Here is a 25500-nt window from a genome sequence, read left to right as displayed (position 1 = left end):
CGGCAGGTATTGGGGTAGGTCGCTGGCTTACGGAGGTATCGTTCCGCCCCCGTCGAAATTCGGAGAGGAGGCACCCTCTTCCTCAGGCACAGCGATGCGTTCGACGATAATCCGAATGGCTTCCCGGTCGAGCGGCGCGCGGTCGATCGAATTATGAATGCCGATCCCTTCGACCAGGGCGTCCAGCGCCCGCGCCGTGAGCGGGTCGAAAAAGCGTTCCAGCGCGCTGCGGCTGGTGTCCATCCACTGTTGCATCACGGCGCTTACCGCAGGGTGCCGCGCTGCAAAGGCATAGAGTTCGTAGCTCAAGAGCAATGTGCGCGGCTTCGCCCAGATCGTGCCTGCGATGATATCGACCACCGCATCGATCGCTCCGGAACGGTCTTCAGCCGCTTCCAGACGGGCGCTGAACAGCGCGGACGACTGCGCCGCCAGTTGCAGGAAGGCAGCGCCTATCAGTGCTTCCAGAGACTCGAAATAATAGGTCACCGAGCCCAACGGCACGCCCGCCTCGCCAGCGATGCGGCGATGGGTCGTTGCTGCCACACCATAAGCGGCGATCACCTCCAACGTTGCGTCGACGATGCGCTGCCGCCGCGTCGGGTCGTTTTGCCTGCCCTTCCCGGTTGTCATCAATTCACCCGCTTGCGCCAATGTGTACGTATGTACATATAGGTCCGAACATAGATAGGCCTGTTGCACATGAGCGAGGATTTGGTGAACCGTAGAACAATCCTGGGGGGTGCGGCTGCACTGGTCGCTGCGAGTACGGCAGGCACGGCGCAGGCACAGCGTGCGGGCAAGTCGGCGCTGGGGCGTCGTGACGGTCGCTGGCTCAACGAGCCCCGGGTCTGGTCGGTCGATCCCGCAGGCGACCTGTCGATGATCACCGACAAAGGTACCGATTTCTGGCGAGAGACGCATTACGGCTTCACCCGCGACAGCGGTCATTTTCTCGGGTTCACCGCCCCCGCTGCGTTCACCGCGCAACTGCGTATCCGTGGCCAGTATCAAAAGTTATATGATCAGGCCGGGATCATGGTCCGGGTCGACGAACGGCGTTGGGTCAAGGCGGGAATCGAATTGTCGGATGGCCGTGCGATGCTGAGCAGCGTCCTTACGGACGGCAAATCCGACTGGGCGACCGGCCCCTATGAGCATGACGCACAGGATTTCTGGATGCGCGCAACCGTCGCAAAGGGCGTGCTGCGCCTTCAGGTTTCCGCCGATGGCAAGACATGGCCGCTGGTACGGCTCGCACCGTTCCCGGTTGCCGCATCTTACCAGGTCGGACCGATGGCCTGCACGCCTGAACGGGATGGCCTGGCGGTCCGCTTCTCGGACCTGCGGATCACCCCGCCGCTCGGCAAGGACCTGCACGACCTGAGCTGATGACGATGACCGAGAAGCAAAAGATGCTCGCCGGGGAGCTCTACACCGCGGACGATCCGGAGTTGGCCGCCGATGCGGCGCAGGCACGCGACTGGATGGCGCGGTTCAATGCGGCACCGGCGGCCTCTGCGGACGAGACCTATGCGCTGCTGGTCGAAGGACTAGGCCACGTCGGTGCGGGGGTTACCGTCCGCTCCCCGTTCCACTGCGATTATGGGTATAACGTCCATCTAGAAGACGGGGTGTTCCTCAATTACGGGTGCGTCGTTCTCGATGTCATGCCGGTGCGGATCGGCGCTGGCACCCAGGTCGGTCCCGGCGTGCAGATGCTCACGGCCGACCATCCGCGCGAAGCATCGGTCCGCGCCCAGATGCTCGAATTTGGACGGCCGATTGTCATAGGGCGTAACGTCTGGATTGGCGGCGGCGCCATCATCCTGCCGGGCGTCACCATCGGCAACGATGCGGTCATCGGTGCGGGCAGCGTCGTGACACGAGACGTCCCCGTGGCAACGACGGTTGCCGGCAATCCTGCACGACGCCTGGTCTCGAGAGTGATCCAGAAGCCGCGGACCGTATGACTGGTCTGCTAGGGAACTGACATCGACAGCGGGTAAAACCGTCCCGCCCCGCCCACGCCCCTAGCGCAACGCCAGCGCCACCGCCGCCGAGCAATTGACCGTCGTCGGCGGACGCCCCGCCGCCGAGGCCGGAGTCTTGGTAATCCCCAGCGCCTGCCCGATCGACCGCCCCAGCACCCGCAGCACGCCGCCAGCGGTCGGCTTCTCCGACGCGCCGAGCCCCGCGACGGTCACCGTCGGCGACCCTAAAGTGCCCCGGACGTGGATCGGGTCCGCGATCCGCAGCAGCGCATTGCTCTTGCTCGCCCCTGCCAGCGTCAGGTCGAGCCGCTCGCCGTCGAGCAGGATCCGCCCCGACCCGCGCCCCACCGACGCGCCCGTATCGATCGCGAGCGGGTTGGGCGACAGGACACCGCGCGTCGCACGGAAATTGGCAACCAGGCAGCGCAGCGGCACCTCCTGGCTCGGGCCGCTGATCGCGTGCGACACCGCGCCGCTGAGGTTCTGCCCGAGCACGTCCGCGATCATCCGCTGGACCTGCCCGTCGGTCGCGACGATCGCGGCCTTGCCGCTGGCATGCGCCATCGCCTCGCGCACCGTATCGCCCTGCCCGGTCATCACGATATGCCCGCGCACCGGGCCCGAGATCATCTTCGGCTGGCCGACCAGCGCATCCAGCGTCAACCCGGCCAGCCGCAGGTCGATCGCCAGCTTGGGCGCGCCGCTGCGATGATCGACCTTGACCACGCCGGTCATCCGTCCGTTCGCCAGCGTCGCGACGATATCGCGCACCGTCACGACGCGGTGATCCAGCGTGAGCGAGCCCGACAGGCTCTTGAACACGGTCCCGCTGCTCGACAGCAGGCGATGCGCCACGAACACCAGCCGCCCGTCCGTCTTGCCCAGCTTCGACAGGTTGATCCGCGTCGGGGGAATCACGCGTGGACCGACCGCGGCGTTGCGCGCCGCCGATTCAGCGCGGCCTTCCGCATCTGCCAAATCGTCGAAATCGAACTGCCGCGCATCGACTTTCGCGTCGATGTTGGTCCGCCCGCCATCCTTATGGATCGTCGCAACGCCGCTGAACAAGGACCGGCCCATGCTCCCGCCGATCTTGTCGACATACCAGTCGCGTCCATCGTGCCGGATCTTGCCCGCGAGGTTGATCGGTTGAGATCCGAACAGCCCCGCCTCGATGATCCGGTCGAGGTTCTTGAGCGTCGGTGCCTGCGCGGTGACGTCCGCGCTGAAGTGGCGCGTGTCGAGCACCCCGCGCATGGTCCCCTTCACCGCCATCCGCAGCGCCGGTGACTCCAGCGTCGCGGCGAAGGGATAGGGCGCGGTCGGGTCGATGCCGGTGATCTTGCCGCCCGTCAGCTCGAGCCGCGCGGGCGTGTCCCGGAAGGTCCCGGTGGCGGCATAGCGCAACCCGTGCGCGGCATCGACGCTCAGCGGCCCATCGATCACGAGCCCGCGCCTGGCGTCGCGGATCACGACCTGGCTATGGGTGATCGTCAGGTCGGACAGGCTCGGCCGGTCGTCCCCGCCGCTTTTCGATTTCGGGTTATCGGGCTTCCAGTTTTCCTTCCCCGAAGCATCCCGGACCAGCGCGATGCGGGCGCCGTCGATGCTGATGCGATCGGGGCGGAAATGCCCGAACAGCAGCGAGAACATCGGTACGCGGACCTGCGCGGTCTCCACCCGGACGAAATCGCCGGGGCCGACCCAGGCCGGCTGCGCGATCCGTACGTCGCGGACCGATACAACCGGGTTGTACGAAAACAGCGTGTCGCGCGTGACCGCGCCGACGTGCACCTTCGTGTCGAGCGCGGCGGACAAGCGGCTTTCGACCGTGCTGCGCATCACCCCGACCGGAAACGCGCCCAACGCAACGAAGCCGACGACCACCACGGCCGCGCCGACGACCGAGGTCGCCAACAACCGCGATCGCCAGCGCGATCGTGGCCGAAATTCAATGGGAGTCGAGGGCTGGTCGGACAGGGCCGGATCGGATGCTTGGGTCACGCGCCATCAACCCAACACCCGACCGATGGTTTCACTCGCGTATCATTATGTGTCGACGGCGCTGGCGGCCGCCGACACGGACTGGCTTTGGGTCAGGCGATGACCTTGTCGAGCGCGGTGCAGAAACTTTTCATCTCCTCCGCCGACCCGACCGTCACGCGGCTGACGGTCGGCCAGATCGGCCAGGACCGCCCGATCTCGACGCTTTCCTTGCGGAACGCGGCCTGCATGTCCTTGGCCTGCCTGGTCTTCCAGTCGATCATGAACATGTTGGCGTGGGTCGGCTTGACGGTGATGCCCTTGCTCCGGAGATGATCGAGCGTGAGGCCGCGCGCGGTTTCCATCTGCGCGCGTCGTGCCGCGATCATCGGCGCGGCGGTCAGGCTCGCGGTTGCGCAGGCGATGCTCGTGACGGGCAAGGCCCCCGATTGCATCCCACCGTCATACCGCATCATCTTGGTGATATTCGCCGGGTTGGTGATGATATAGCCGACCCGGAGCCCCGCCATGCCGAACAATTTGGAGAAGGTCCGCATCACGATCACGTCGGGATGCTTCACCGCCAGGTAGGATGCCACCGGCACCCCTGCGAAGTGGGTATAGGCCTCGTCGATCAGCACCATCGACCCGGCGGGCTTGTTCGCGATCAGCCATTCGATGTCGGCGAGCGGCGTGATCGTGCCGGTCGGATTGTTGGGCGTACAAATATAATAGAGCCCGGCATCCGGATTGGCCGCGAGCATCGCCTTGACGTCATGCGTATAGTCGGCGGTGAGCGGCACCGCCTTGACCGGTGCGCCGAGCCACGCCGCCGTGCGGCCGGCGAGCTCGAACGTCGGGTCGGCCGTCACGAGGCCCCTGGTCGGCGAACAATAGGTCACCACCGCCCGACACAGCGGATCGCTCGATCCCGGCCAGGGCGCGACATGATCGAACGGGACCTGCTCGACCGTCATCACCGCCTTGATAAAATCGCCGCGCTGGTCTTGCGGCGAATACCGGTTGCCCTGCCCGATCATCTTCGCTGCGGCTGTCGCGCCGGGGGCGAGCGGGCCGGTCCAGCATTCGTTCGCGCCGATCCGTACCTTCGCGCTCGGCGCAGGATCGGGGACGCCGCCCGACGCCCAGGCGGGCCGCCCGACGGTGGCGGCAACCGCGCCTGCGCCGAACACCGCCGCGATTCGCGCGACGTCGCGGCGTGCGAACCCACGGGTCAGCAGGTCGTCGTCGGCTTCTGGATTCAAATGCGTTTGATGTGTCATCGGTCGGCCCCTGTTGGAGGAAGTCCGTCCACTCCTGCACGGGCTCGCCGGCCCTTGGCGATAGAGTGTTCCGTAAAACGGATGAAAAGGGAAGGTGGCAAATCGCGGCGGTCTCGAAAACGCAACATTGTTGCTCCGGTCGCCGCTCACACCAATTCCGTTATCTCCGCGGAGGCGGGGATCCATACTGGCTGATCTCTACCATAATACGTAACGCTCATGGATCTCCGCCTCCGCGGGAATGACGGTGGTGGGGACGGCGCAACGCCCCCCGTTGACTTTTCCCCGCATCCAGCTATCAGCGCCGCTCTCCCGACCCGGGTTCGCTCGGGGAAGGACCGTCCGAGACAGCAGGTGGCCGAATTCCGTCGGTCTTAATGCCCTGCCGAGACGGGGACAGGATTTCCGCCGACACCGGGTTCGCCCGGGTTTCGGCTTGCCGCCTCCCTTATCGCCCCTGCGGCGATGACGGGCGTCGCTCCCATTCCCCATCGCTGGACACTTCCGGGGTGCATCTGCGCCCTGGTTCGTAACCGGTCGTGCCGTCCGCGGCATGGCCAAAAAAGTGGAGAATGGCATGGATCGTGCTCAAAAGACCGAGCTCGTTGCAGAGCTGAACCGCTCGTTTGCCGAAGTCGGCGTGGTGATCGTCACCCGCAACCTCGGCATGACCGTTTCGCAGTCGACCAAGCTGCGTAACGCGATGCGGGATGCTGGCGCGAGCTACAAGGTCTCGAAGAACAAGCTTGCCAAGATCGCTCTGGACGGCACCGACTACACCCCGTTGGGCGACATGCTCACCGGTCCGGTCGGTCTCGCCAGTTCCATCGACCCCGTCGCGGCCGCCAAGGTGGCCGTGGAATTCGCGAAGACGAACGACAAGTTCGAAATCGTCGGTGGTGCGATGGGTGCGACCGTCCTCGACGTGGACGGCGTGAAGGCACTCGCGACGATGCCGTCGCTGGACGAACTGCGCGCGAAGATCGTGGGCCTCCTGGTTGCACCCGCAACCAAGCTCGCGACGATTGCCCAGGCGCCTGCGGCTCAGCTCGCTCGTGTGCTTTCAGCCTATGCCGAGAAGGACGCCGAACAGGAAACGGCGGACGCCTGACATCTGTCGGGTATTCGAGATCTTTTGAACTGAAACCATGGGGCGATGCCCCTGTTACTGGAGACTACACATGGCAGACCTCAACGCGCTGGTTGACCAGCTTTCGGCCCTCACCGTCATCGAAGCAGCAGACCTGTCGAAGATGCTCGAAGAGAAGTGGGGCGTTTCGGCCGCTGCAGCAGTTGCAGCAGCACCGGCAGCAGCCGGCGGCGCAGCAGCTCCGGCTGCTGAAGAGCAGACCGAATTCGACGTCATCCTCACCGGCGACGGTGGCAAGAAGATCAACGTCATCAAGGAAGTCCGCGCGATCACCTCGCTCGGCCTGACCGAAGCGAAGACGCTGGTCGAGTCGGCTCCCAAGGCCGTCAAGGAAGGCGTTTCGAAGGACGAAGCAGCCAAGATCAAGGCCCAGCTCGAAGCAGCTGGCGCGACCGTCGAAGTCAAGTAAGGCAGGCGAAGGGCGGCGGGCAACCGGCGCCCTTCCCTTCCGGACCTCGGTTCGAAACGAAAAGGGCGGCCCCTGCGAAGGGGTCGCCCTTTTCGTGTCCGGCTTGAATGCGGAGCGACGGATACCGACCGTCAATCAGACCGCCGGCCCTGGCGGCAAGCCTCGCGATATCAGCTCGTAACGCCGCCCGGATAGGCGATCACCGCCACCGTGTCCGCCATCCGCGCGCTATCGAGACGAAACGGCTGCAATTTGCCACCCGCGCCGCGGTCCTGTCCGATGACGAACGCCCCGGCGGTCTGGCCCTCACCCGCGTTCCCCAAGCCATAGCGAAGGTTGATCGCAAGCAACGGCACGACCATCGCCCGCCCGCCCAGATCGACCGTCTCGATCGTCTCTTTCGGATGCATCGCCATTCCACCGAGGTCGACCGCAGTGCCCGGCGGCAAATCGAACGGCGCTGCGATCGACGTGTCGAGCGGCATCGCGAAGAGCGCGGCCAGCAGCGCATCGTGCTGGACGCCCATGCCCAGCAGTCGCACGTCCAGCCGGATCGCGTGCGCGATCGCATCGCCGACGTTGCGGACAATGATCCGATACTCGACGGCTGCGCTCAACAGGTTGGTCCCGGCGCGCGTGGCGATGCATTCGATCTCGATGCGCGGACGCGCGACAGGTATCGTGATTCGCGGAGCGACTGCGCGCGCGGCTGCTGGCGGGGTGCTTGCCGGCTCTGGTTCGGCGGGAGGAGCTTGCTCGAACGACGCCTCGTCCGGGATCACCGCGGACGGGTTGCCAGCGCGCCGCCGCCAGAGGATCCACCCCGCCACCGCAAGCGCGATGATCACGCCGCCGGCTACCAGCGCCCAGATGGAGGATCGTGGCGGCGATACGGAGTCCGCTGGCGCCGTGGGCGTTGGCGTCTGGCGCACCGCGACGGGCGGGGCAGTCGGTACGGCGACCGGATCGGGCTTCCGCACTGGCGCCGGCACGGCGATCGTCGGCGGCGCCGCCGGGGTCGGCGCCACGACCGGAACCGGGCGCTCGGGCGGACCGGCGCGTGGGACGGGCGTCGGGCGCGGTACGGGCGTAGTCCGGACGGTCGGAACGACGCGCGGCGGTACCGATGGCACCGCTACGACCGGAGTGGACGGCGTCGGGGCCGGAGCCGGCCGCTGCACGCTCACGCCAGTAGTCGGCTCGGCGTCAGGCGCGACGCGCGGCGTCGGCCGGGACGATGGCAGACTGTAGCCGTCGAGATCCGGCAGCGGCGTTGCCGGCGCGGAGGTCTGTGCCGCGACCGGCGTCGCCAGCAGCAACGTCCCTGCGAGCCAGAGCGATGAAGGGAGGATTTTCACGGCCCGGCCATAGCCGCAATCGTGCAACCACCAAAGCAATCCGACGTCGAACAGGATCCCCTCGTCGCGCCGACCGTTCCGTTCGCCGGATCAGGGCCTTCGCGATCCGCGATTTGACACCCCGGCGCACCGTCCCTATATGGCGCACTCCACCACAGTCTTCGGGAAATGACGTGCCGTCGCGCAGCATGTCGATCGTATTGGGATTGTGGTTTCACGAGACGCATGAAAGCTGCTGTCGTTCCACCCCGGTGGAGGACATGCGGCTTTTTGCGTTTTCGGCGTGCCCGCCCGGGCGTTTCCGGGCACGAAATTAGAGCTTGAGGGCAAAAACTCCATGGCGACCAAGGCAACCAACGAGGGCACGGCCAAGCCGCGCGCAGCAGAAAGCGGCACCGCCAAGCGCCGCATCCGCAAGGTTTTCGGCAACATTCACGAAGTCGTGCAGATGCCGAACCTGATCGAGGTCCAGCGCGAAAGCTACGAGCAGTTCCTGCGCTCCGACCCAGCGATCGGTTATGTCTCGGGTCTCGAGAAGACGCTGCGCAGCGTGTTCCCGATCCGCGATTTCGCCGGCACCGCGGAACTCGACTTCGTCAATTACGAGCTCGAGCCCCCCAAGTTCGACACCGATGAATGCCGCCAGCGCGGCATCACCTATGCGGCGCCGATGCGCGTCACGCTGCGCCTGATCGTGTTCGAGGTGGACGCCGACACCGATTCGCGTTCGGTCCTCGATATCAAGGAGCAGGACGTCTACATGGGCGACATGCCCCTGATGACGGGCAACGGCACCTTCATCATCAACGGCACCGAGCGTGTCATCGTCTCGCAGATGCACCGTTCGCCGGGCGTCCTGTTCGACCATGACCGCGGCAAGACCCACGCATCGGGCAAATATCTGTTCGCCGCGCGCGTCATTCCGTATCGCGGGTCGTGGCTCGACTTCGAGTTCGACGCCAAGGACATTGTCAACGTTCGCATCGATCGTAAGCGCAAGCTGCCGGTGACGGCGCTGCTCTATGCGCTCGGCATGACCGGTGAGGAGATCCTCAACCACTTCTACAACCGCGTGACCTTCGTCCGTGGTCAGGGTGGCTGGATCATTCCGTTCCAGCCCGAGAACTGGCGTGGCCAGAAGCCGATGTACGACATCATCGACGCCAAGACCGGCGAGATCGTGTTCGCCAACGGCCAGAAGATCAGCCCGCGCGCCGCCAACAAGGCAGCCAAGGACGGCCTGACCGACCTGCTGATCCCGACCGAGGAAATCTTCGGTCGCTACAGCGCCTATGACCTGATCAACGACAACACCGGCCAGATCTACATCGAGGCGGGCGACGAAGTGTCCGCCGAGAACCTCGAGCTGCTTGACCAGGCCGGGATCGACCGGATCGAACTGCTCGACATCGATCACGTCGCGACCGGTCCGTGGATCCGCAACACGCTCAAGGTCGACAAGGCCGAGGAGCGCGAGCAGGCACTGTCCGACATCTACCGCGTCATGCGCCCGGGCGAGCCGCCCACGCTCGAGACCGCAGAGTCGCTGTTCAGCGGCCTGTTCTTCGATCCGGACCGCTACGATCTGTCGGCGGTTGGCCGCGTGAAGCTCAACATGCGTCTCGACCTCGACGTCGAGGACACCGTCACGACGCTCCGCACCGAGGACATTCTCGAGGTCGTCAAGACGCTCGTGAACCTCAAGGACGGCAAGGGCGACATCGACGATATCGACAACCTCGGTAACCGTCGTGTGCGTTCGGTCGGCGAGCTGCTCGAGAACCAGTATCGCGTCGGCCTGCTCCGCATGGAGCGCGCAGTGAAGGAGCGTATGTCGTCGGTCGACGTGTCGACCGTGATGCCGAACGACCTGATCAACGCGAAGCCTGCGGTTGCCGCGGTCCGCGAATTCTTCGGCTCGTCGCAGCTGTCGCAGTTCATGGATCAGACCAACCCGCTGTCGGAAGTCACCCACAAACGTCGCGTGTCGGCACTTGGACCGGGTGGTCTGACGCGGGAGCGCGCTGGCTTCGAAGTCCGCGACGTTCACCCGACGCATTATGGCCGCATCTGCCCGATCGAGACGCCGGAAGGCCCGAACATCGGTCTGATCAACTCGCTCGCGTCGTTCAGCCGCGTCAACAAGTATGGCTTCATCGAGACGCCGTACCGCAAGGTCGTCGACCACAAGGTCACCGACGACGTCGTCTATCTGTCGGCGATGGAAGAGGCCAAGCACACAATCGCGCAGGCCAACGCCGAGCTCGATTCGTCGAACGGCTTCGTCGAGGAACTTGTCTCGTCGCGTCAGGCGGGCGAATTCCTGATGGCGATCCCGAACAACATTACGCTGATGGACGTCAGCCCCAAGCAGCTCGTCTCGGTCGCCGCATCGCTCATTCCGTTCCTGGAAAACGATGACGCCAACCGCGCACTGATGGGCTCGAACATGCAGCGTCAGGCGGTTCCGCTCGTCCAGGCCGAAGCGCCGTTCGTCGGCACCGGCATGGAAGAGACCGTGGCACGCGATTCGGGTGCGGCGATCTCGGCCAAGCGCGCTGGCATCGTCGACCAGGTTGACGCGGCGCGTATCGTCATCCGCGCAACCGGCGAAATCGACGCCGGCCAGTCGGGCGTCGACATCTACACGCTGATGAAGTTCCAGCGCTCGAACCAGAATACCTGCATCAACCAGCGTCCGCTGGTGAAGGTGGGCGACGTGATCCATGCCGGCGACGTCATCGCCGACGGTCCGTCGACCGAGTTCGGTGAGCTCGCGTTGGGGCGCAACGCGCTCGTCGCGTTCATGCCGTGGAACGGGTATAACTACGAGGATTCGATCCTCATCTCCGAGCGCATCGTCAAGGACGACGTCTTCACCTCGATCCACATCGAGGAATTCGAAGTCATGGCGCGCGACACCAAGCTCGGGCCGGAAGACATCACGCGCGATATCCCCAACGTCGGTGAGGAAGCGCTCCGCAACCTCGACGAGGCGGGCATCGTGTACATCGGCGCAGAGGTCGAGCCGGGCGATATTCTCGCGGGCAAGATCACGCCGAAGGGCGAAAGCCCGATGACGCCGGAAGAAAAGCTGCTCCGCGCGATCTTCGGTGAAAAGGCGTCGGACGTGCGCGACACGTCGCTTCGCCTGCCGCCGGGTGTTGCCGGGACGGTCGTCGAGGTCCGGGTGTTCAACCGCCACGGCATCGACAAGGACGAGCGCGCGATGGCGATCGAGCGCGAGGAGATCGAGCGCCTCAAGAAGGACTCGGACGACGAGCGCAGCATCCTCAACCGAGCGACCTGGTCGCGTCTGCGCGAGATGCTGATCGGCCAGACGGCAACCGCCGTCCCCAAGAACGGGCCGAAGAAGGGCGTGGTCATCGACCAGGACGTCCTCGACAGCGTCGATCGTCACGAATGGTGGAAGTTCGCGGTTGCCGACGACAAGACCCAGAGCGATCTGGAAGCGGTCAAGACGCAGTATGACGATGCCGCCAAGCTGATCCTCGACAAGTTCCACGATCGTCGCGACAAGCTCGAGCGTGGGGACGAGCTGCCGCCAGGCGTGCTCAAGATGGTCAAGGTCTTCGTCGCGGTGAAGCGGAAGCTGCAGCCGGGCGACAAGATGGCCGGCCGTCACGGCAACAAGGGCGTCATCTCGCGGATCCTGCCGGCGGAGGACATGCCGTTCCTCGCCGACGGCACGCCGGTCGATCTCGTGCTCAACCCGCTGGGCGTGCCGTCGCGCATGAACGTCGGTCAGATCTTCGAGACGCATCTCGGCTGGGCTGCCCGTAACCTCGGTCAGCAGGTCCATCGTGCGCTCGAGGATTGGCGCGAAGCCAACCCCGAACCCAAGCCGGGCGACATGCCCGACGCGGTCAAGGCACGGCTGCTCGAAGTGTACGGCGATCACTATGCCGCGGACATCGAGGCGCGGACTGCCGAGCAGATCATCGAGCTGACCGACAACCTGCGGACCGGTATCCCGATGGGAACGCCCGTGTTCGACGGTGCCCGCGAAGCCGACGTCTCGGCGATGCTGGAACTGGCGGGTCTCGATACGTCGGGTCAGTCGGATCTGTTCGACGGACGCACCGGGGATCAGTTCGACCGCAAGGTGACCGTGGGCATCATCTACATGCTCAAGCTCCACCATCTGGTCGACGACAAGATCCACGCCCGGTCGATCGGGCCGTACTCGCTCGTCACGCAGCAGCCGCTGGGTGGTAAGGCGCAGTTCGGTGGCCAGCGCTTCGGCGAGATGGAGGTCTGGGCGCTTCAGGCATATGGTGCTGCGTACACCTTGCAGGAAATGCTCACGGTCAAGTCGGACGACGTCGTCGGGCGCACCAAGGTCTATGAGGCGATCGTCAAGGGTGACGACACGTTCGAGGCCGGTATTCCGGAGAGCTTCAACGTGCTCGTCAAGGAAATGCGCTCGCTGGGTCTGAACATCGAACTGACCACGACCGAGCATTTCGACAGCGACGGCGTCGCGATCGCGGCCGAGTAACAAGAGCCTCCCCTCCCGCTTGCGGGAGGGGATTGAGGGGTGGGCTCCCGGCCCGCGGCGGACCGCACGGCCGCTACCGGGTGCCCACCCCCTCCCAGCCTGAAGAGGCTGGGCCCCTCCCCCTCCCGCAAGCGGGCGGGGGGTAAGATTTCGAGGAAAGGTTCATCTCCATGAACGAACTGACCAATTTCGCGAACCCGGTCGTCAAGGCCGAGACCTTCGACCAGATCCAGATCGGCATCGCCAGCCCGGACAAGATCCGCAGCTGGTCGTTCGGTGAGATCAAGAAGCCCGAGACCATCAACTATCGCACGTTCAAGCCCGAGCGTGACGGCCTGTTCTGCGCGCGCATCTTCGGTCCGATCAAGGATTACGAGTGCCTGTGCGGCAAGTACAAGCGCATGAAGTACAAGGGTATCGTCTGCGAGAAGTGCGGCGTCGAAGTGACCGTCTCGAAGGTCCGGCGTGAGCGCATGGGCCATATCGAGCTGGCCGCCCCGGTCGCGCACATCTGGTTCCTCAAGTCGCTGCCGTCGCGCATCGGCCTGCTGCTCGACATGCAGCTCAAGCAGCTCGAGCGCGTGCTGTACTTCGAGGCGTATATCGTGATCGAGCCGGGCCTGACCCCGCTCGAAAAGTACCAGCTGATGACCGAGGACGAGCTCCTCGACGCACAGGACGAGTATGGCGAAGACGCTTTCTCGGCCGGCATCGGCGCGGAAGCCGTCCGCATCATGCTGCAGGACCTCGATCTCGAGGGCGAGCGCAAGGAGCTCCTCGAGGAGCTCGCGGTCACCAAGTCCGAGCTCAAGCCCAAGAAGATCATCAAGCGGCTCAAGGTCGTCGAGAGCTTCATCGATTCGGGCAACCGCCCCGAGTGGATGATCCTCGAGGTCGTTCCGGTCATCCCGCCCGAGCTGCGCCCGCTGGTGCCGCTGGACGGTGGTCGTTTCGCGACGTCGGATCTGAACGATCTGTATCGCCGCGTGATCAACCGCAACAATCGTCTGAAGCGTTTGATGGAGCTCCGCGCGCCGGACATCATCGTCCGCAACGAGAAGCGCATGCTGCAGGAGGCCGTCGACGCACTGTTCGATAACGGTCGCCGCGGTCGCACGATCACGGGTGCCAACAAGCGTCCGCTCAAGTCGCTGTCCGACATGCTCAAGGGCAAGCAGGGCCGCTTCCGCCAGAACCTTCTGGGCAAGCGCGTCGACTATTCGGGTCGTTCGGTCATCGTGACCGGTCCGGAACTCAAGCTGCACCAGTGCGGCCTGCCGAAGAAAATGGCGCTCGAGCTGTTCAAGCCGTTCATTTACGCACGTCTCGACGCCAAGGGTCTGTCGATGACCCTTAAGCAGGCGAAGAAGTGGGTCGAGAAGGAGCGCAAGGAAGTCTGGGACATCCTGGACGAGGTGATCCGCGAGCATCCGGTCATGCTCAACCGTGCGCCGACGCTTCACCGTCTCGGCATCCAGGCGTTCGAGCCGGTGCTGATCGAGGGCAAGGCGATCCAGCTGCACCCGCTGGTCTGCTCCGCCTTCAACGCCGATTTCGATGGCGATCAGATGGCGGTCCACGTGCCGCTGTCGCTGGAAGCACAGCTCGAAGCACGCGTCCTGATGATGTCGACCAACAACATCCTCAGCCCTGCGAACGGCAAGCCGATCATCGTGCCGTCGCAGGACATGGTGCTGGGCCTGTACTATCTGTCGATGCTCAAGGAAGGCGAGCCCGGCGAGGGCATGATGATCTCCGACATGCAGGAGGTTCATCACGCGATCGAGGCTGGCGCGGTCACGCTCCACACCAAGATCATCAGCCGCGTCCCGCAGACCGATGAGGACGGCAAGCAGTATCTCAAGCGCTATGAGACCACCCCGGGTCGCATGTTGCTCGGCGAGTGCCTGCCGCAGAACCACAAGGTGCCGTTCGACATCGTCAACCGCCTTCTGACCAAGAAGGATGTCGGCGACGTGATCGACGAGGTCTATCGTCACGCCGGCCAGAAGGACACGGTGCTGTTCGCCGATGCGATCATGTCGCTGGGCTTCAAGCACGCGTTCAAGGCGGGCATCTCGTTCGGCAAGGACGACATGATCATTCCGGACGCCAAGATCGCATTGGTCGACGAGACCAAGGGTCTGGTGAAGGACTTCGAGCAGCAATATCAGGACGGTCTGATCACGCAGCAGGAGAAGTACAACAAGGTGATCGACGCCTGGAGCCGTTGCGGCGATCAGGTCGCGAACGCGATGATGAACGAGATCAAGGCGGTCAAGCATTACGAAGACGGCCCGAACAAGGGTCGCGAGAAGCCGATCAACTCGATCTACATGATGGCCCACTCGGGTGCGCGTGGTTCGCAGGCGCAGATCAAGCAGCTTGCCGGTATGCGCGGCCTGATGGCCAAGCCGTCGGGCGAGATCATTGAAACGCCGATCATCTCGAACTTCAAGGAAGGCCTGACCGTCCTTGAGTACTTCAACTCCACCCACGGTGCCCGTAAGGGTCTCGCGGATACGGCATTGAAGACCGCCAACTCGGGCTACCTCACCCGCCGTCTCGTCGACGTGTCGCAGGATTGCGTCATCATCGAGGAGGATTGCGGGACGACCCGTGCGCTCGAAATGCGCGCGATCGTTCAGGGCGGTTCGACCATCGCGTCGCTCGGTGAGCGCATCCTCGGTCGTACGACCGCGGAAGACATCGTCGACAGCAAGACCGGCGAGATCGTGATCCCGTCGGGCACGCTGCTCGACGAGCCGATGGTCGCGAAGATCGAGGCGATCGGGACGCAGTCGTGCAAGATCCGTTCGCCGCTGGTCTGCGAGACCAAGATCGGTGTCTGCGGCAAGTGCTACGGGCGCGATCTCGCCCGCGGTACGCCGGTGAACATCGGTGAAGCGGTCGGCGTCATCGCGGCGCAGTCGATCGGTGAGCCGGGCACGCAGCTGACCATGCGTACCTTCCACATCGGTGGTGCGGCACAGCTCAACGAGCAGTCCAACCTGGAGGCAGTGGCCGACGGCACGATGGAATATCGTGATCTTCGCACCATCACCGACCAGCGTGGCCGCCGCGTCGTGCTCAGCCGCTCGGGTGAAATCGCGATCGTCGACATGGACGGCCGCGAGCGGGCGGTGCACCGCATTCCGTACGGCGCGTACGTGCTGTTCGACGATGGCCACATCGTCGAAAAGGGCGATCGTCTGGCGGAGTGGGATCCCTTCACCATGCCGGTGATCACCGAGAATCCCGGTGTCGTGAAGTATCAGGATCTGATCGAGGGCAAGACGCTCACCGAGCAGGCCGATGAAGCGACCGGTATCTCGCAGCGTGTCGTGATCGAGTACCGTGCCACGACCAAGGCCAAGGAAGATCTTCGTCCGCGCCTCACCCTGACGGGTGCGAGCGCAGAGGAAGCCGGCCGCTACATGCTGGTGCCGGGCGCGACGCTCTCGGTCGAGGATGGGGCGACGGTTTCGGGCGGTGACGTCCTGGCCCGTGTCAGCCGCGAGAGCGCCAAGACGCGCGACATCACCGGCGGTCTGCCGCGTGTTGCCGAGCTGTTCGAGGCGCGCAAGCCGAAGGAGAATGCGATCATCGCAAAGGTCTCCGGCCGCGTCGTGTTCGGCAAGGATTACAAGGCGAAGCGCAAGATCGGCATCCAGCCCGAGGATGGCGGCGAGGTCGTCGAGTATCTGGTGCCCAAGTCGAAGGTCATCGACGTGCAGGAAGGCGATTACGTCAAGCGCGGCGACAACCTCATCGGCGGCTCGCCTGATCCGCATGACATTCTCGAGGTGCTCGGCATCGAGCCCCTGGCGGAATATCTCGTGTCGGAAATCCAGGAGGTCTATCGTCTCCAGGGCGTGAAGATCAACGACAAGCACATCGAGACGATCGTTCGCCAGATGCTGCAGAAGGTCGAGATCACCGACGGCGGCGACACCACGCTGCTGGCGGGCGAGCAGGTCGATCGCGACGAGATGGACGAGATCAACTCGAAGATCGACAAGAAGGAGCGTCCGGCTCAGGGCAAGCCCGTCCTGCTCGGCATCACCAAGGCGTCGCTGCAGACCCGCAGCTTCATCTCGGCGGCGTCGTTCCAGGAGACCACCCGAGTCCTCACCGAAGCATCGGTGCAGGGCAAGAAGGACACGCTGACGGGGCTCAAGGAGAACGTCATCGTGGGTCGCCTGATCCCGGCGGGTACGGGTGCGGGGATGAACCGCCTACGCGTCACCGCTTCGTCGCGCGATGCGGCGCTGCGGGTCCAGCAGCGGCGTCTCGCCGAGGTTGCGATCGTCGCGCCGAACTCGGCGAAGGAAGAGCATGACGCCGAGCTCGCGCGGTCGGCGCGCGACTCGGGCGGGATGGGTAGCGATCCGCTCGCGGTCGTCACCACCAGCGGCACCGGCACCGACGCCGATGCAGGCGAGTATCTGAACAAGGAGTGATCTCCGCGTTCGGCTACTTTGCCGAGACTGATCAAAAGGCCGCCGTCCGGGTTTCCGGGCGGCGGCTTTTTTGTGGCCGATCCGCCGGGGCGCGTGCAGCGCCGCCCCCGAAGGGCGTGCTGGATACGCACCACTTGCAACCTGTCGGGCCGATCGGACCGGTCGTTACCTTACCAATTTGAAATGTCGGGCATCATCCTTAAGATGCACAGCCGCCTCGAACGCGCCGCTCCGGCACGGTAATATGCAGCTAGATCGCTCATTTTGTTAGAATCTTTCCCGTTCGACGGGCAAGGCGCAAAGTGGGGACGCTGCCATTTTTCCGATGGATTTATTATTTCTGCTTAGTTACAAAAATAATGCCGGTACGGTCCAAAACTAAGACCAATATGTGACCATGCCCGGCGAGATCAGTCGTCCTCGCGTCGCCGCGGGGTTTCAGGCCGCGAGCGGAAACGATCTGCCGGGGCCTCTGTAAGGGGTGGATTATATGCGACTTCATACCGTGTTGTTGACCTCCAGCGTTCTCGCCGGGTTGAGCATCCTGCCCGCATCGGCACAGACCGCTCCCGCCGACGGACAGACCCAGGCTCCGGTCGCGGACACCGAAGCCCCATCCGCCGCCGCCACCCCGGATGGCGACATCGTCGTCACCGGCATTCGCGAGAGCCTGCGCAGCGCGATTTCGGTCAAGCGCAAGGCCAACGCCGTGGTCGACGTCATCACGTCCGAGGCGATCGGCAAGTTCCCGGACCGTAATGTCGCCGAATCGCTGTCGCATATCCCAGGCGTCAGCATCGACCGCCGCTTCGGCGAGGGTGAGAAGGTCGCGATCCTCGGCACCGACCCCGCGCTCAACCGCATGCTGCTCGATGGCCATGCGCTCGCCTCGGCCGATTGGGGCGGCAACGACAACGATCCGTCCAGCCGTACCTTCAACTATTCGCTGCTCGCCCCCGAGCTCGTCGAGCGGCTGGAAGTCTACAAGTCGCCGGAACCGCGGATCGAGGAAGGCAGCCTCGGCGGTACGGTCATCGTCCGCACGCGCCGTCCGCTCGATACCCCGGCCAATTCGATCTTCGCGTCGGGCGGCTACACGTACAATGATCGTTCCGACAAGGGGAACGTCCGTGGCTCCGGGCTCTACAGCTGGAAGAACAAGTCCGACACGTTCGGCGTCCTGGTCGCGGCGACCTACGACAAGCAGAGCCTCACGCGCGCGGGTGTCGAGTTCTTCGGCTATGACAACGTCGCGGCCAACGCCGACGGCACGTACAGCAGCCCGTTCGTCAACCGTGCCGCCGATGGCACGCTGAGCCTGAAGAGCCCCGGCGCGACGATCAACGGCGGGACGATTTCGGATCTCTACAAGGCCGCCTCGCCGTTCGGGATCAACTACGCCTATTTCCAGCAGACGCGCGAGCGCAAGAGCGTGTCGGGCACCGTCCAGTATCGTCCGGTGCAGAACCTGACGCTGACGCTCAACGGCCTGCACATCGACGGCAATTACAACAATTACAGCCAGTCGATGTATACGATCCCCGGCGCGTGGACCGGTGACGTGCTGACCTCGGCGACGGTCAGCAACGGCGTGGTGACGGCCGCCTCGTTCGCGGGCGCCAAGAACCAGAGCGCACAGCTCGATACGCTGGTACGCCGCACGAAGCTCAAGACCGACAACATCAACCTGTTCGCCGATTGGGAAGGTTCGGGCGGCGCGAAGGTCTCGTTCGCCGGCGGCTGGAGCAAGGCGACCGGGGGTCGCAACCCGGAATATCTCTTCAACGTCCAGACCAAGCTGCCGTACAGCTATGCCTTCACGCCGAATTCGGCGACCGTGAACTTCGTCGGTGATCCGACCAACGCGGCAAACTATTTCACCAACCCGAACAACAACCCCGCGCAGATCGAGGGCAATCCGGTCGTCGTCAACGGGCGGCAGCTGATCGGCGCGCAGATCGGCGGGCAGGATTTCAGCGTCACGACCGATCGCGACATCTTCGGCGGCTATGATGCGACCATCCCGGTTTCGTTCGGGCCGTTCACCGAAGTGCTGCTCGGCTCGCGCGTCACGGACCACATCAACCGGATCGACGGTCGCGGCATCAACACCTATCTGACGACCTCCCTGCTGGCGTCGCAGCTCAATGTCCCGACGCTGTCCACGCCGGGCGGTACGTTCAGCGGCAGCGGCGGCAACGGCAATGCCACGCAATATCTGAACCTGCCGGAACAGTCGGTGATCGACATCCTGGCGAATGCGATCAACAGCCCGCTGATCGACAAGATCGGCGCGACCACCAAGGTCAAGGAAACGGTCGTCGGTTCCTATCTGCAGGCGAACTTCAACCAGGCCGGGTTCCGCGGCAACATCGGTGGGCGGTTGGTCTATACGCGGGACGTATCGGATTATGCGCTGACGCTCGCCACGGCGGCCAACCCGACGCCCGCCCCCACGCCGACCAGTTCGACGACCGATTATCTGAAGTTCCTGCCCAGCTTCAACATCGCGTACGAAGCCAGCAAGCAGCTGATCTTCCGCGGCGCGGTCGCCAAGGTTATCTCGCGGCCCCGCTACCAGGATCTCGCGGCGTCGATCTCGCAGAACGACACCACCTTCGACGCGAGCGGCGGCAATCCCGACCTGAAGCCGTATGAATCGGTCAATTACGAACTGACCGCGGAATTCTACCCCCGCGCCGGGTCGCTGTTGGCCGTCGAGCTGTTCCGTCGCGAAATCTCGAACTACATCATCAACTTCCGCCAACAGGGCGTGACGCTGTTCAACTCGCTGACGGGTCAGCTGGACAATCGCTACAACGTCTCGCGTCCGGTCAACGGCGGCAAGGCGAAGGTCAACGGCGTGCTGGTGTCGGGCCAGGCCGAGATCTGGGGCGGGTTCGGCCTCCAGGCGAACTATTCGTATCAGGACAGCAGCACCTCGTCGGTCGACGTGACGGGGACCGCGCTCAACCTGCCGTACCTGTCGCGGCATACCGTCAACGTGATCCCCTATTTCGAAAAGGGTCCGTTCCAGGCGCGCCTGAGCTACAATTATCGCTCGTCCTATTTCCGCACGATCGGCCGCCTGGGGTCGCGCGAGATGGTCGCGCCGTACAATCAGGTCGATCTCTCGGCGAGCCTCAAGCTCAACGACGCGATCACCTTCTCGGTCAACGCCCAGAACCTGCTCGACGAGACGTACCTGCAGTATAACGGCACGCCGGATCGTCCGACGGCCTTCTACAAGAACGGCCGCACCTTCGTCGGATCGGTGTCGTTCCGCATGTGACGCCGCGCCTGGCGCCGTCTGCGACTGCCACCCGCGACCGCCGTCCGGACGCTGTCCGGGCGGCGGTTCCGTTATCGGCGCGATGCGCGTAAGGCGCGGCGATGGCGCGCCTGATCCTGCTCAACAAACCCTATGACGTCCTGTCGCAATTCACCGACGCGAAGTCCCCTACCCCGCGTGCGACGCTGTCCGATTACGTCGCGGTACCCGGCGTCTATCCGGCGGGGCGGCTCGACCGCGACAGCGAGGGGTTGATGCTGCTGACCGACGATGGCCGGCTGCAGGCACGGATCGCGGACCCGAAGTTCAAGCTGCCCAAGACCTATCTGATCCAGGTCGAGGGCGATCCCGACGACGCCGCGCTCGCGCCGTTGCGCCAGGGGGTGCGCCTCAAGGACGGGATGACGCTGCCCGCCGAGGTAGAGCGGATCGACGACCCGGCGCTCTGGCCGCGCGATCCGCCGGTGCGGTTTCGCAAGAGCGTGCCCGACGGCTGGATCACGCTCACGATCCGCGAGGGCCGCAACCGGCAGGTGCGGCGAATGACCGCGGCGATCGGGTTTCCGACGCTGCGGCTGGTGCGCTGGCGGATCGGGGAATGGACGATCGAGGGACTGGCACCGGGGGCGATGCGCGAAGTGCTGGTGTAGCGGGCCTCGGGGTCGGTGAGACACTGCCCCACCCCCAGCCCCTCCCCTGAAGGGGAGGGGAGAACCTCTTTTCCGTCGCCCTTCCCCGTCAGGTGAGGGGCGTCTTCTTCTTAGCCTCTCCCCGTCAGGTGAGGGGCGTCTTCTTCTTAGCCCCTCCCCTTCAGGGGAGGGGTTGGGGTGGCGCCGTGCCGCAAGCCCGACCGCAATCACCCGCCCCGACTCACCCCCTCGACAAAGCCGACGCCCGTTCGCGCAACCGCTCGATCGCGGCCGCGTGGATCCCCGGCACCGACGTCACCACGCCGAACGCCTGCGCACGCGGCGTATTGAAGGTCAGCGCCTGTCCCAGAGCATCGGTCACGCGCGCGCCCGCCTCGGCCGCGATCAGCACCGCCGCCGCCACGTCCCATTCCCAGCCCCAGCGCAGGGTCGCGACCAGATCCGCCTCGTCCGCCGCCACCATCGCGATCCTGAGCGCAATCGAATTGGGCTTGGCCACCGCCACCAAGTCGCGATCGACCTTGGGCAAGGCGTCGGTCGGCACGCGCGCCCCGCCGAACACGCGCCGGTCGCCGACCGCGAGGCGGACGCCATTGGCCCACGCCCCCTGGCCCAGCTCCGCGCGAAACACCTGTCCCCGCGCCGCCGCGTCGAGCACACCGATCACCGGCTGGCCGCGCTCCACCAGCGCAACCGAAACGGCCCAGCCATCGCGCCCGCGAATGTAATCGCGCGTCCCGTCGATCGGATCGACCACCCACAGCCGCGAACGGGCCAGACGATCCGCATTGTCCGCCGTCTCCTCGGACAGCCATCCCGCATCGGGCAGCAATGCCGACAGCCGCTCCCGCAACAGCGCGTTCACCTCGAGGTCGACCGCGCACACCGGGTCGCCCGGCGCCTTTTCCCAGCGCGCGAAGTCGGTCCGCCACTGGCGCAGCGCCAGCGCGCCCGCTTCCGCCACGATGGCGGCGACCGCATCCGTCAGACCGGGTTCAACCACTGGCGACGGTCATCCCCTCGACCCGCAGCGTCGGCACGTTGGTGCCATAACGGAATTCGAGATCGTTCGCGGGCGTCAGGTTACGGTACATGTCGCGCAGGTTGCCCGCGATGGTGAATTCGGCGACCGGCCCGGCAATCTGCCCGTCGACGATCCGGAACCCCGCAGCGCCACGCGAATAGTCCCCGGTCACGCCGTTGACGCCCATGCCGATCAGCTCGGTCACGAACACGCCGTTCGCAATGTCGGCGATCAGCGTGGACACCGGCACCTTGCCCGCGACCATATGGACGTTGCTCGGCGACACACCGGGCGATCCGCCGACGCCGCGCGAGGCGTGGCCGGTCGGCTCCAGCCCCAATTGCCGCGCCGAAGCGCTGTCGAGCAACCACGCCTCGAGCATGCCGTGCTCGATGATCGCGGACGGGCTGACCGGCAGCCCCTCCCCGTCGAACGGGCGCGAGCGCAGGCCGTGCGGGCGATGCGGATCGTCCAGCACGGTCACGCCGGCCGAGAACACCTGCGTCCCCAGCGCATCGAGCAGGAAGCTCGTCTTGCGCGTGATCGCCGAGCCCGAAATCGCGCCCATCAGATGGCCGAGCAGGCTCGATCCGACGCGCGGATCATACACCACCGACATCGGTCCGCTCGCCAGCCGCCCGGGGTTGACGCGCGCGACGGCGCGCTCGCCCGCCTTGGTACCGATCGCCTCGGGTGCCTCGAGCGCATGGCGGTGGCGTGCCGAACTATAGGCATAGTCGCGCACCATCTCGCCACCGCCCTCGGTCGCGCCGGCAAGCACGCTTGCGGAGAGGCCGTAGCCGGTTGCGGCGTAGGCGGCCGCAAAGCCGCGGCTCGTCGCGAGCGCCCAGATCGAGCGCGACGCGCTCGCCGAGCCGCCCTCGCTGTTGGTCACGCCGGGCACCGCGCGCGCAGCGTCCTCGGCGGCGAGTGCGACCGCACGCAGGCTTTCGGGCGAAGCCCCGCCGCCATCGTCGAGGTCGAGCAGCGGCGGCGCGCCGCGCATCAGGCGTTCCTGTGGCGCGAGCCCGGCCCAGGCGTCCTCAGGCGCCTCGCGCGCCATCGCGACCGCGCGCTCGACCAGGGCGGCGATCGAATCGTCCGACAGGTCGGAGGTGGACACGCTCGCCGAGCGCTTGCCGACGAACACGCGCAAGCCAAGGTCGGCACTCTCCGAGCGCCCGACGTCCTCGAGCGCCCCGAGCCGGACGGAGATGTCGAGCGACATGTCGGCGGCATAGACGGCATCGGCGGCGTCGGCTCCGGCGGCGGTGGCTCGGGCGACGATGGCGGCGGCGCGGTCCTGCGCCTGATCGGGGGTCAACATGGGTTTGGACTTAAGGTGTCGCACCGCGCGATGCTAGAGCGGTTTCGTCCGTGTTCCCCGCTCAGAGCGTCGTGCCCACCACCACGCAGGCGAGAAACATCAGCAACCCCGCGAACCGGTTCGACCGAAACCGCGCCAGCGCGCCCACGCCGTCATCGGGGCGCAGCGTCGCGACCTGCCAGACGAAGTGCAGGGCGACCGGCAGCAACGCCCCGACCGCCAGCCAATCCGGCCGCAGCACCCAGATCGCGCCCGCCCACAAGGCCAGCGCCGCGGCATAGAAGGCGGCGACGCCCGCGCGCACCCTGTTTCCCATCCTCAGCGCGGACGACCGCACGCCGATCAGCGCATCGTCCTCCCGGTCCTGCAGCGCGTAGATCGTGTCATAGCCCACCACCCAGCAGATCGACCCCGCGTACAGCAGCAGCCCAGGCCACGAGAGCGTCCGCGTGATCTCCGCCCATCCCACCAGCGCGGCCCAGGAGAACACCAGCCCGAGCCAGATCTGCGGCCACCAGGTGATCCGCTTCATGAAGGGGTAAGCCGCGACCGGCGCCAGGCTGCACAGCGCGACCACCGCCGCGAACCCGTGCAGTTGCAACAGCACCGCCAGCCCGACCAGGCACAGCAATACCAGCCACACCGCCGCCGCCCTGACCGAAACCGCGCCGCTCGCGAGCGGACGGCTGCGGGTGCGCGCGACCTGCCGGTCGAGATCGCGGTCGATGATGTCGTTGAACACGCACCCCGCGCCGCGCATCGCGATGCTGCCGAGCAGCAGCCACAGGGTCAGGTCCCAGCGATCGATCGTCCCGCCGGCCAGCGCCACGCTCCACGCGCCGGGCCAGAACAGCAGCCACCAGCCGATCGGCCGATCGAACCGGGCGAGCAGCGCGAACGGCCGCGCGGGCGCGGGCAACAGCGCGACCATCCCGCGATGCTCGGTATCGGGGGTGAGAAGCGGCGCGGAGGAGGGAGAGCGGGACATGCCCCCGCCGTAGCGCAAGAGGACATGCCGGGGAAACATTGCGCCTCGCTTTTGCCATGCGGGGTCGGCACAGAGGGCGGGACACCCGCCCGTCGCGGCCGCCATTCCGTTCGGACCTGTCGCCCGACGCCCGGAGAACCCTGCCTTTGGTCCATCTTTCCGTCGCGATCGGGCGCTTTTTCGAAGCCTTGCTCTGGGCGGTCGCGCGCAGCGTCGGGATGGTCACCGCCTGGGTCGTGCTGGGTGCGATCGCGGTCGGGCTGCTCGCCGTGCTGGTGCGCGCGGGGTTCCGGCGGCGTTAGGTTCAGATGGGCGTGCCGATGCCCCCCGCTGCCAAAGTCCCGGGATCGGACGCGAGACGTTGCATGGGGATCGTCTCCCCGGCCGTCACGACGCTCAAGAAAACCAGGTGTTCGGCTGATCGGTAAAGCCGAAGAAGCCGACGTTCCATCCGCTCGGGGTTCGCACCAGGTCGAATTCCCACCGTGTCACCATGTCCCGATGTTGCACGAGATAATATTCCCGCGTCGCCATCGTACCGACGTTGGCCGTGGACACGCGTTCGTACGATATGACCGGCCCATACGCCTTGACCGCCGCATCGATCTGGCCGGTCATTTGTTCGCTGAAGCCCGCATGCTTTGCCCACAGGGGCGACGCTGCCATCAGCTCTTCCACCGCCTGGCCCCCTTTGCCAGCCTTGAGCGTCGCAAGAAACAGCTGGACCTGGCCATCGGCGGCCGTCGCTTCTTTCTGCACGGCCGGGGCGGCCGCCACCGGCAAGGGTCCAGCCAGTGCCAAGCCCGCCAGCGCGAAGATCATCGTTCGGCGCATTGGTATCTCCCCGTTCGTATCGAAATGGCGTGAGGCGCCGACGGTGAATGATCGCCAGCGTTCGATCAAGCAATCTCCGGTGGGGACCGCCGGGTACTGCGCCAGCGCCCCTGTCCTACAGGCCCCTGTCCTACAGGCCCCCTGTCCTGCTATACCGCACGGTGCTCTTTGACAGGATCCGAACTCCCATTCGCTGCGCGGAACACTGGCGATCCGCACGGCG

General features: G+C 65.5%; 17 protein-coding genes. 9 read left to right on the top strand and 8 right to left on the bottom strand.

The features are described 5' to 3' along the window. Window positions 1–27 precede the first annotated feature (27 nt). Complete coding sequence (locus tag L8K25_RS13180; protein ID WP_242139450.1) at window positions 28–633, bottom strand: TetR family transcriptional regulator; 606 nt, start codon at window positions 631–633, stop codon at window positions 28–30. 84 nt (window positions 634–717) lie between these two features. Here L8K25_RS13180 and L8K25_RS13175 point away from each other — a divergent pair, with 84 nt between their 5' ends. After that, window positions 718–1392 carry a DUF1349 domain-containing protein gene (locus L8K25_RS13175; RefSeq protein ID WP_242139449.1) on the top strand — a complete coding sequence of 225 codons (675 nt, stop codon included), beginning with the start codon at window positions 718–720 and terminating at the stop codon, window positions 1390–1392. Window positions 1393–1397: 5 nt separating this feature from the next. Further along, window positions 1398–1973, top strand: a complete 576-nt coding sequence (locus L8K25_RS13170) for a sugar O-acetyltransferase (protein WP_277923621.1) — start codon at window positions 1398–1400, stop codon at window positions 1971–1973. A 60-nt stretch (window positions 1974–2033) separates the two neighbouring features. Here the strand turns inward: L8K25_RS13170 and L8K25_RS13165 are convergent, their stop codons facing one another. Continuing rightward, window positions 2034–3911, bottom strand: a complete 1878-nt coding sequence (locus L8K25_RS13165) for an AsmA family protein (RefSeq protein WP_242139447.1) — start codon at window positions 3909–3911, stop codon at window positions 2034–2036. A 179-nt stretch (window positions 3912–4090) separates the two neighbouring features. Continuing rightward, window positions 4091–5260 (bottom strand): pyridoxal phosphate-dependent aminotransferase, encoded by a 1170-nt coding sequence (locus L8K25_RS13160; RefSeq protein WP_242139446.1) that lies wholly within the window; start codon window positions 5258–5260, stop codon window positions 4091–4093. Between the two features lie 577 nt (window positions 5261–5837). On the opposite strand from L8K25_RS13160, the gene rplJ reads away from it, so the two are divergent. Together rplJ and rplL are read left to right on the top strand one after the other, a co-directional pair. Beyond that, the gene (gene rplJ, locus L8K25_RS13155; protein WP_242139445.1) at window positions 5838–6371 is read left to right on the top strand and encodes a 50S ribosomal protein L10; all 534 of its coding nucleotides are present in this window, start codon (window positions 5838–5840) and stop codon (window positions 6369–6371) included. A 70-nt stretch (window positions 6372–6441) separates the two neighbouring features. Then, the gene (gene rplL, locus L8K25_RS13150) at window positions 6442–6819 is read left to right on the top strand and encodes a 50S ribosomal protein L7/L12 (RefSeq protein WP_242139444.1); all 378 of its coding nucleotides are present in this window, start codon (window positions 6442–6444) and stop codon (window positions 6817–6819) included. Between the two features lie 170 nt (window positions 6820–6989). Here rplL and L8K25_RS13145 read toward each other — a convergent pair whose 3' ends face one another. Next, a complete protein-coding gene (locus L8K25_RS13145) occupies window positions 6990–8177 on the bottom strand; it encodes a hypothetical protein (protein WP_242139443.1) in 1188 nt (395 codons plus the stop codon). Window positions 8178–8514: 337 nt separating this feature from the next. Between L8K25_RS13145 and rpoB the strand changes: the two genes are divergently transcribed. From rpoB to L8K25_RS13125, 4 genes are all read left to right on the top strand, one after another. Continuing rightward, window positions 8515–12699 (top strand): DNA-directed RNA polymerase subunit beta, encoded by a 4185-nt coding sequence (gene rpoB / locus L8K25_RS13140; protein WP_242139442.1) that lies wholly within the window; start codon window positions 8515–8517, stop codon window positions 12697–12699. A gap of 170 nt (window positions 12700–12869) precedes the next feature. Next, entirely contained in the window at window positions 12870–17162 is a 4293-nt protein-coding gene (gene rpoC / locus L8K25_RS13135) for a DNA-directed RNA polymerase subunit beta' (protein WP_242139441.1), read from the top strand. A 490-nt stretch (window positions 17163–17652) separates the two neighbouring features. Beyond that, on the top strand, window positions 17653–20454 hold the full coding sequence (locus L8K25_RS13130) for a TonB-dependent receptor (protein WP_242139440.1): 2802 nt from the start codon (window positions 17653–17655) through the stop codon (window positions 20452–20454). 101 nt (window positions 20455–20555) lie between these two features. Further along, a complete protein-coding gene (locus L8K25_RS13125) occupies window positions 20556–21104 on the top strand; it encodes a pseudouridine synthase (RefSeq protein ID WP_242139439.1) in 549 nt (182 codons plus the stop codon). Between the two features lie 220 nt (window positions 21105–21324). On the opposite strand, the gene L8K25_RS13120 is transcribed toward L8K25_RS13125, so the two are convergent. From L8K25_RS13120 to ubiA, 3 genes are all read right to left on the bottom strand, one after another. Further along, entirely contained in the window at window positions 21325–22107 is a 783-nt protein-coding gene (locus tag L8K25_RS13120) for a 3'(2'),5'-bisphosphate nucleotidase CysQ (RefSeq protein ID WP_242139438.1), read from the bottom strand. Beyond that, on the bottom strand, window positions 22100–23455 hold the full coding sequence (locus tag L8K25_RS13115; RefSeq protein WP_242139437.1) for a metallopeptidase TldD-related protein: 1356 nt from the start codon (window positions 23453–23455) through the stop codon (window positions 22100–22102). The genes L8K25_RS13120 and L8K25_RS13115 overlap by 8 nt, the downstream gene beginning before the upstream one ends. 61 nt (window positions 23456–23516) lie before the next feature. Next, window positions 23517–24443, bottom strand: coding sequence for a 4-hydroxybenzoate octaprenyltransferase (gene ubiA / locus L8K25_RS13110; protein ID WP_242139436.1), 927 nt, complete (start codon window positions 24441–24443; stop codon window positions 23517–23519). Window positions 24444–24589: 146 nt separating this feature from the next. On the opposite strand from ubiA, the gene L8K25_RS13105 reads away from it, so the two are divergent. Next, entirely contained in the window at window positions 24590–24745 is a 156-nt protein-coding gene (locus L8K25_RS13105; RefSeq protein ID WP_242139435.1) for a hypothetical protein, read from the top strand. Window positions 24746–24839: 94 nt separating this feature from the next. Here the strand turns inward: L8K25_RS13105 and L8K25_RS13100 are convergent, their stop codons facing one another. Further along, window positions 24840–25277, bottom strand: a complete 438-nt coding sequence (locus tag L8K25_RS13100) for a hypothetical protein (RefSeq protein WP_242139434.1) — start codon at window positions 25275–25277, stop codon at window positions 24840–24842. Window positions 25278–25500 lie beyond the last annotated feature (223 nt).

The sequence above is a fragment of the Sphingomonas sp. TREG-RG-20F-R18-01 genome (assembly GCF_022662475.1).
GTDB lineage: Bacteria > Pseudomonadota > Alphaproteobacteria > Sphingomonadales > Sphingomonadaceae > Sphingomonas.
Note: the sequence above shows the minus strand (reverse complement) of the source record. Positions and strands in the feature narration are given on the sequence as shown.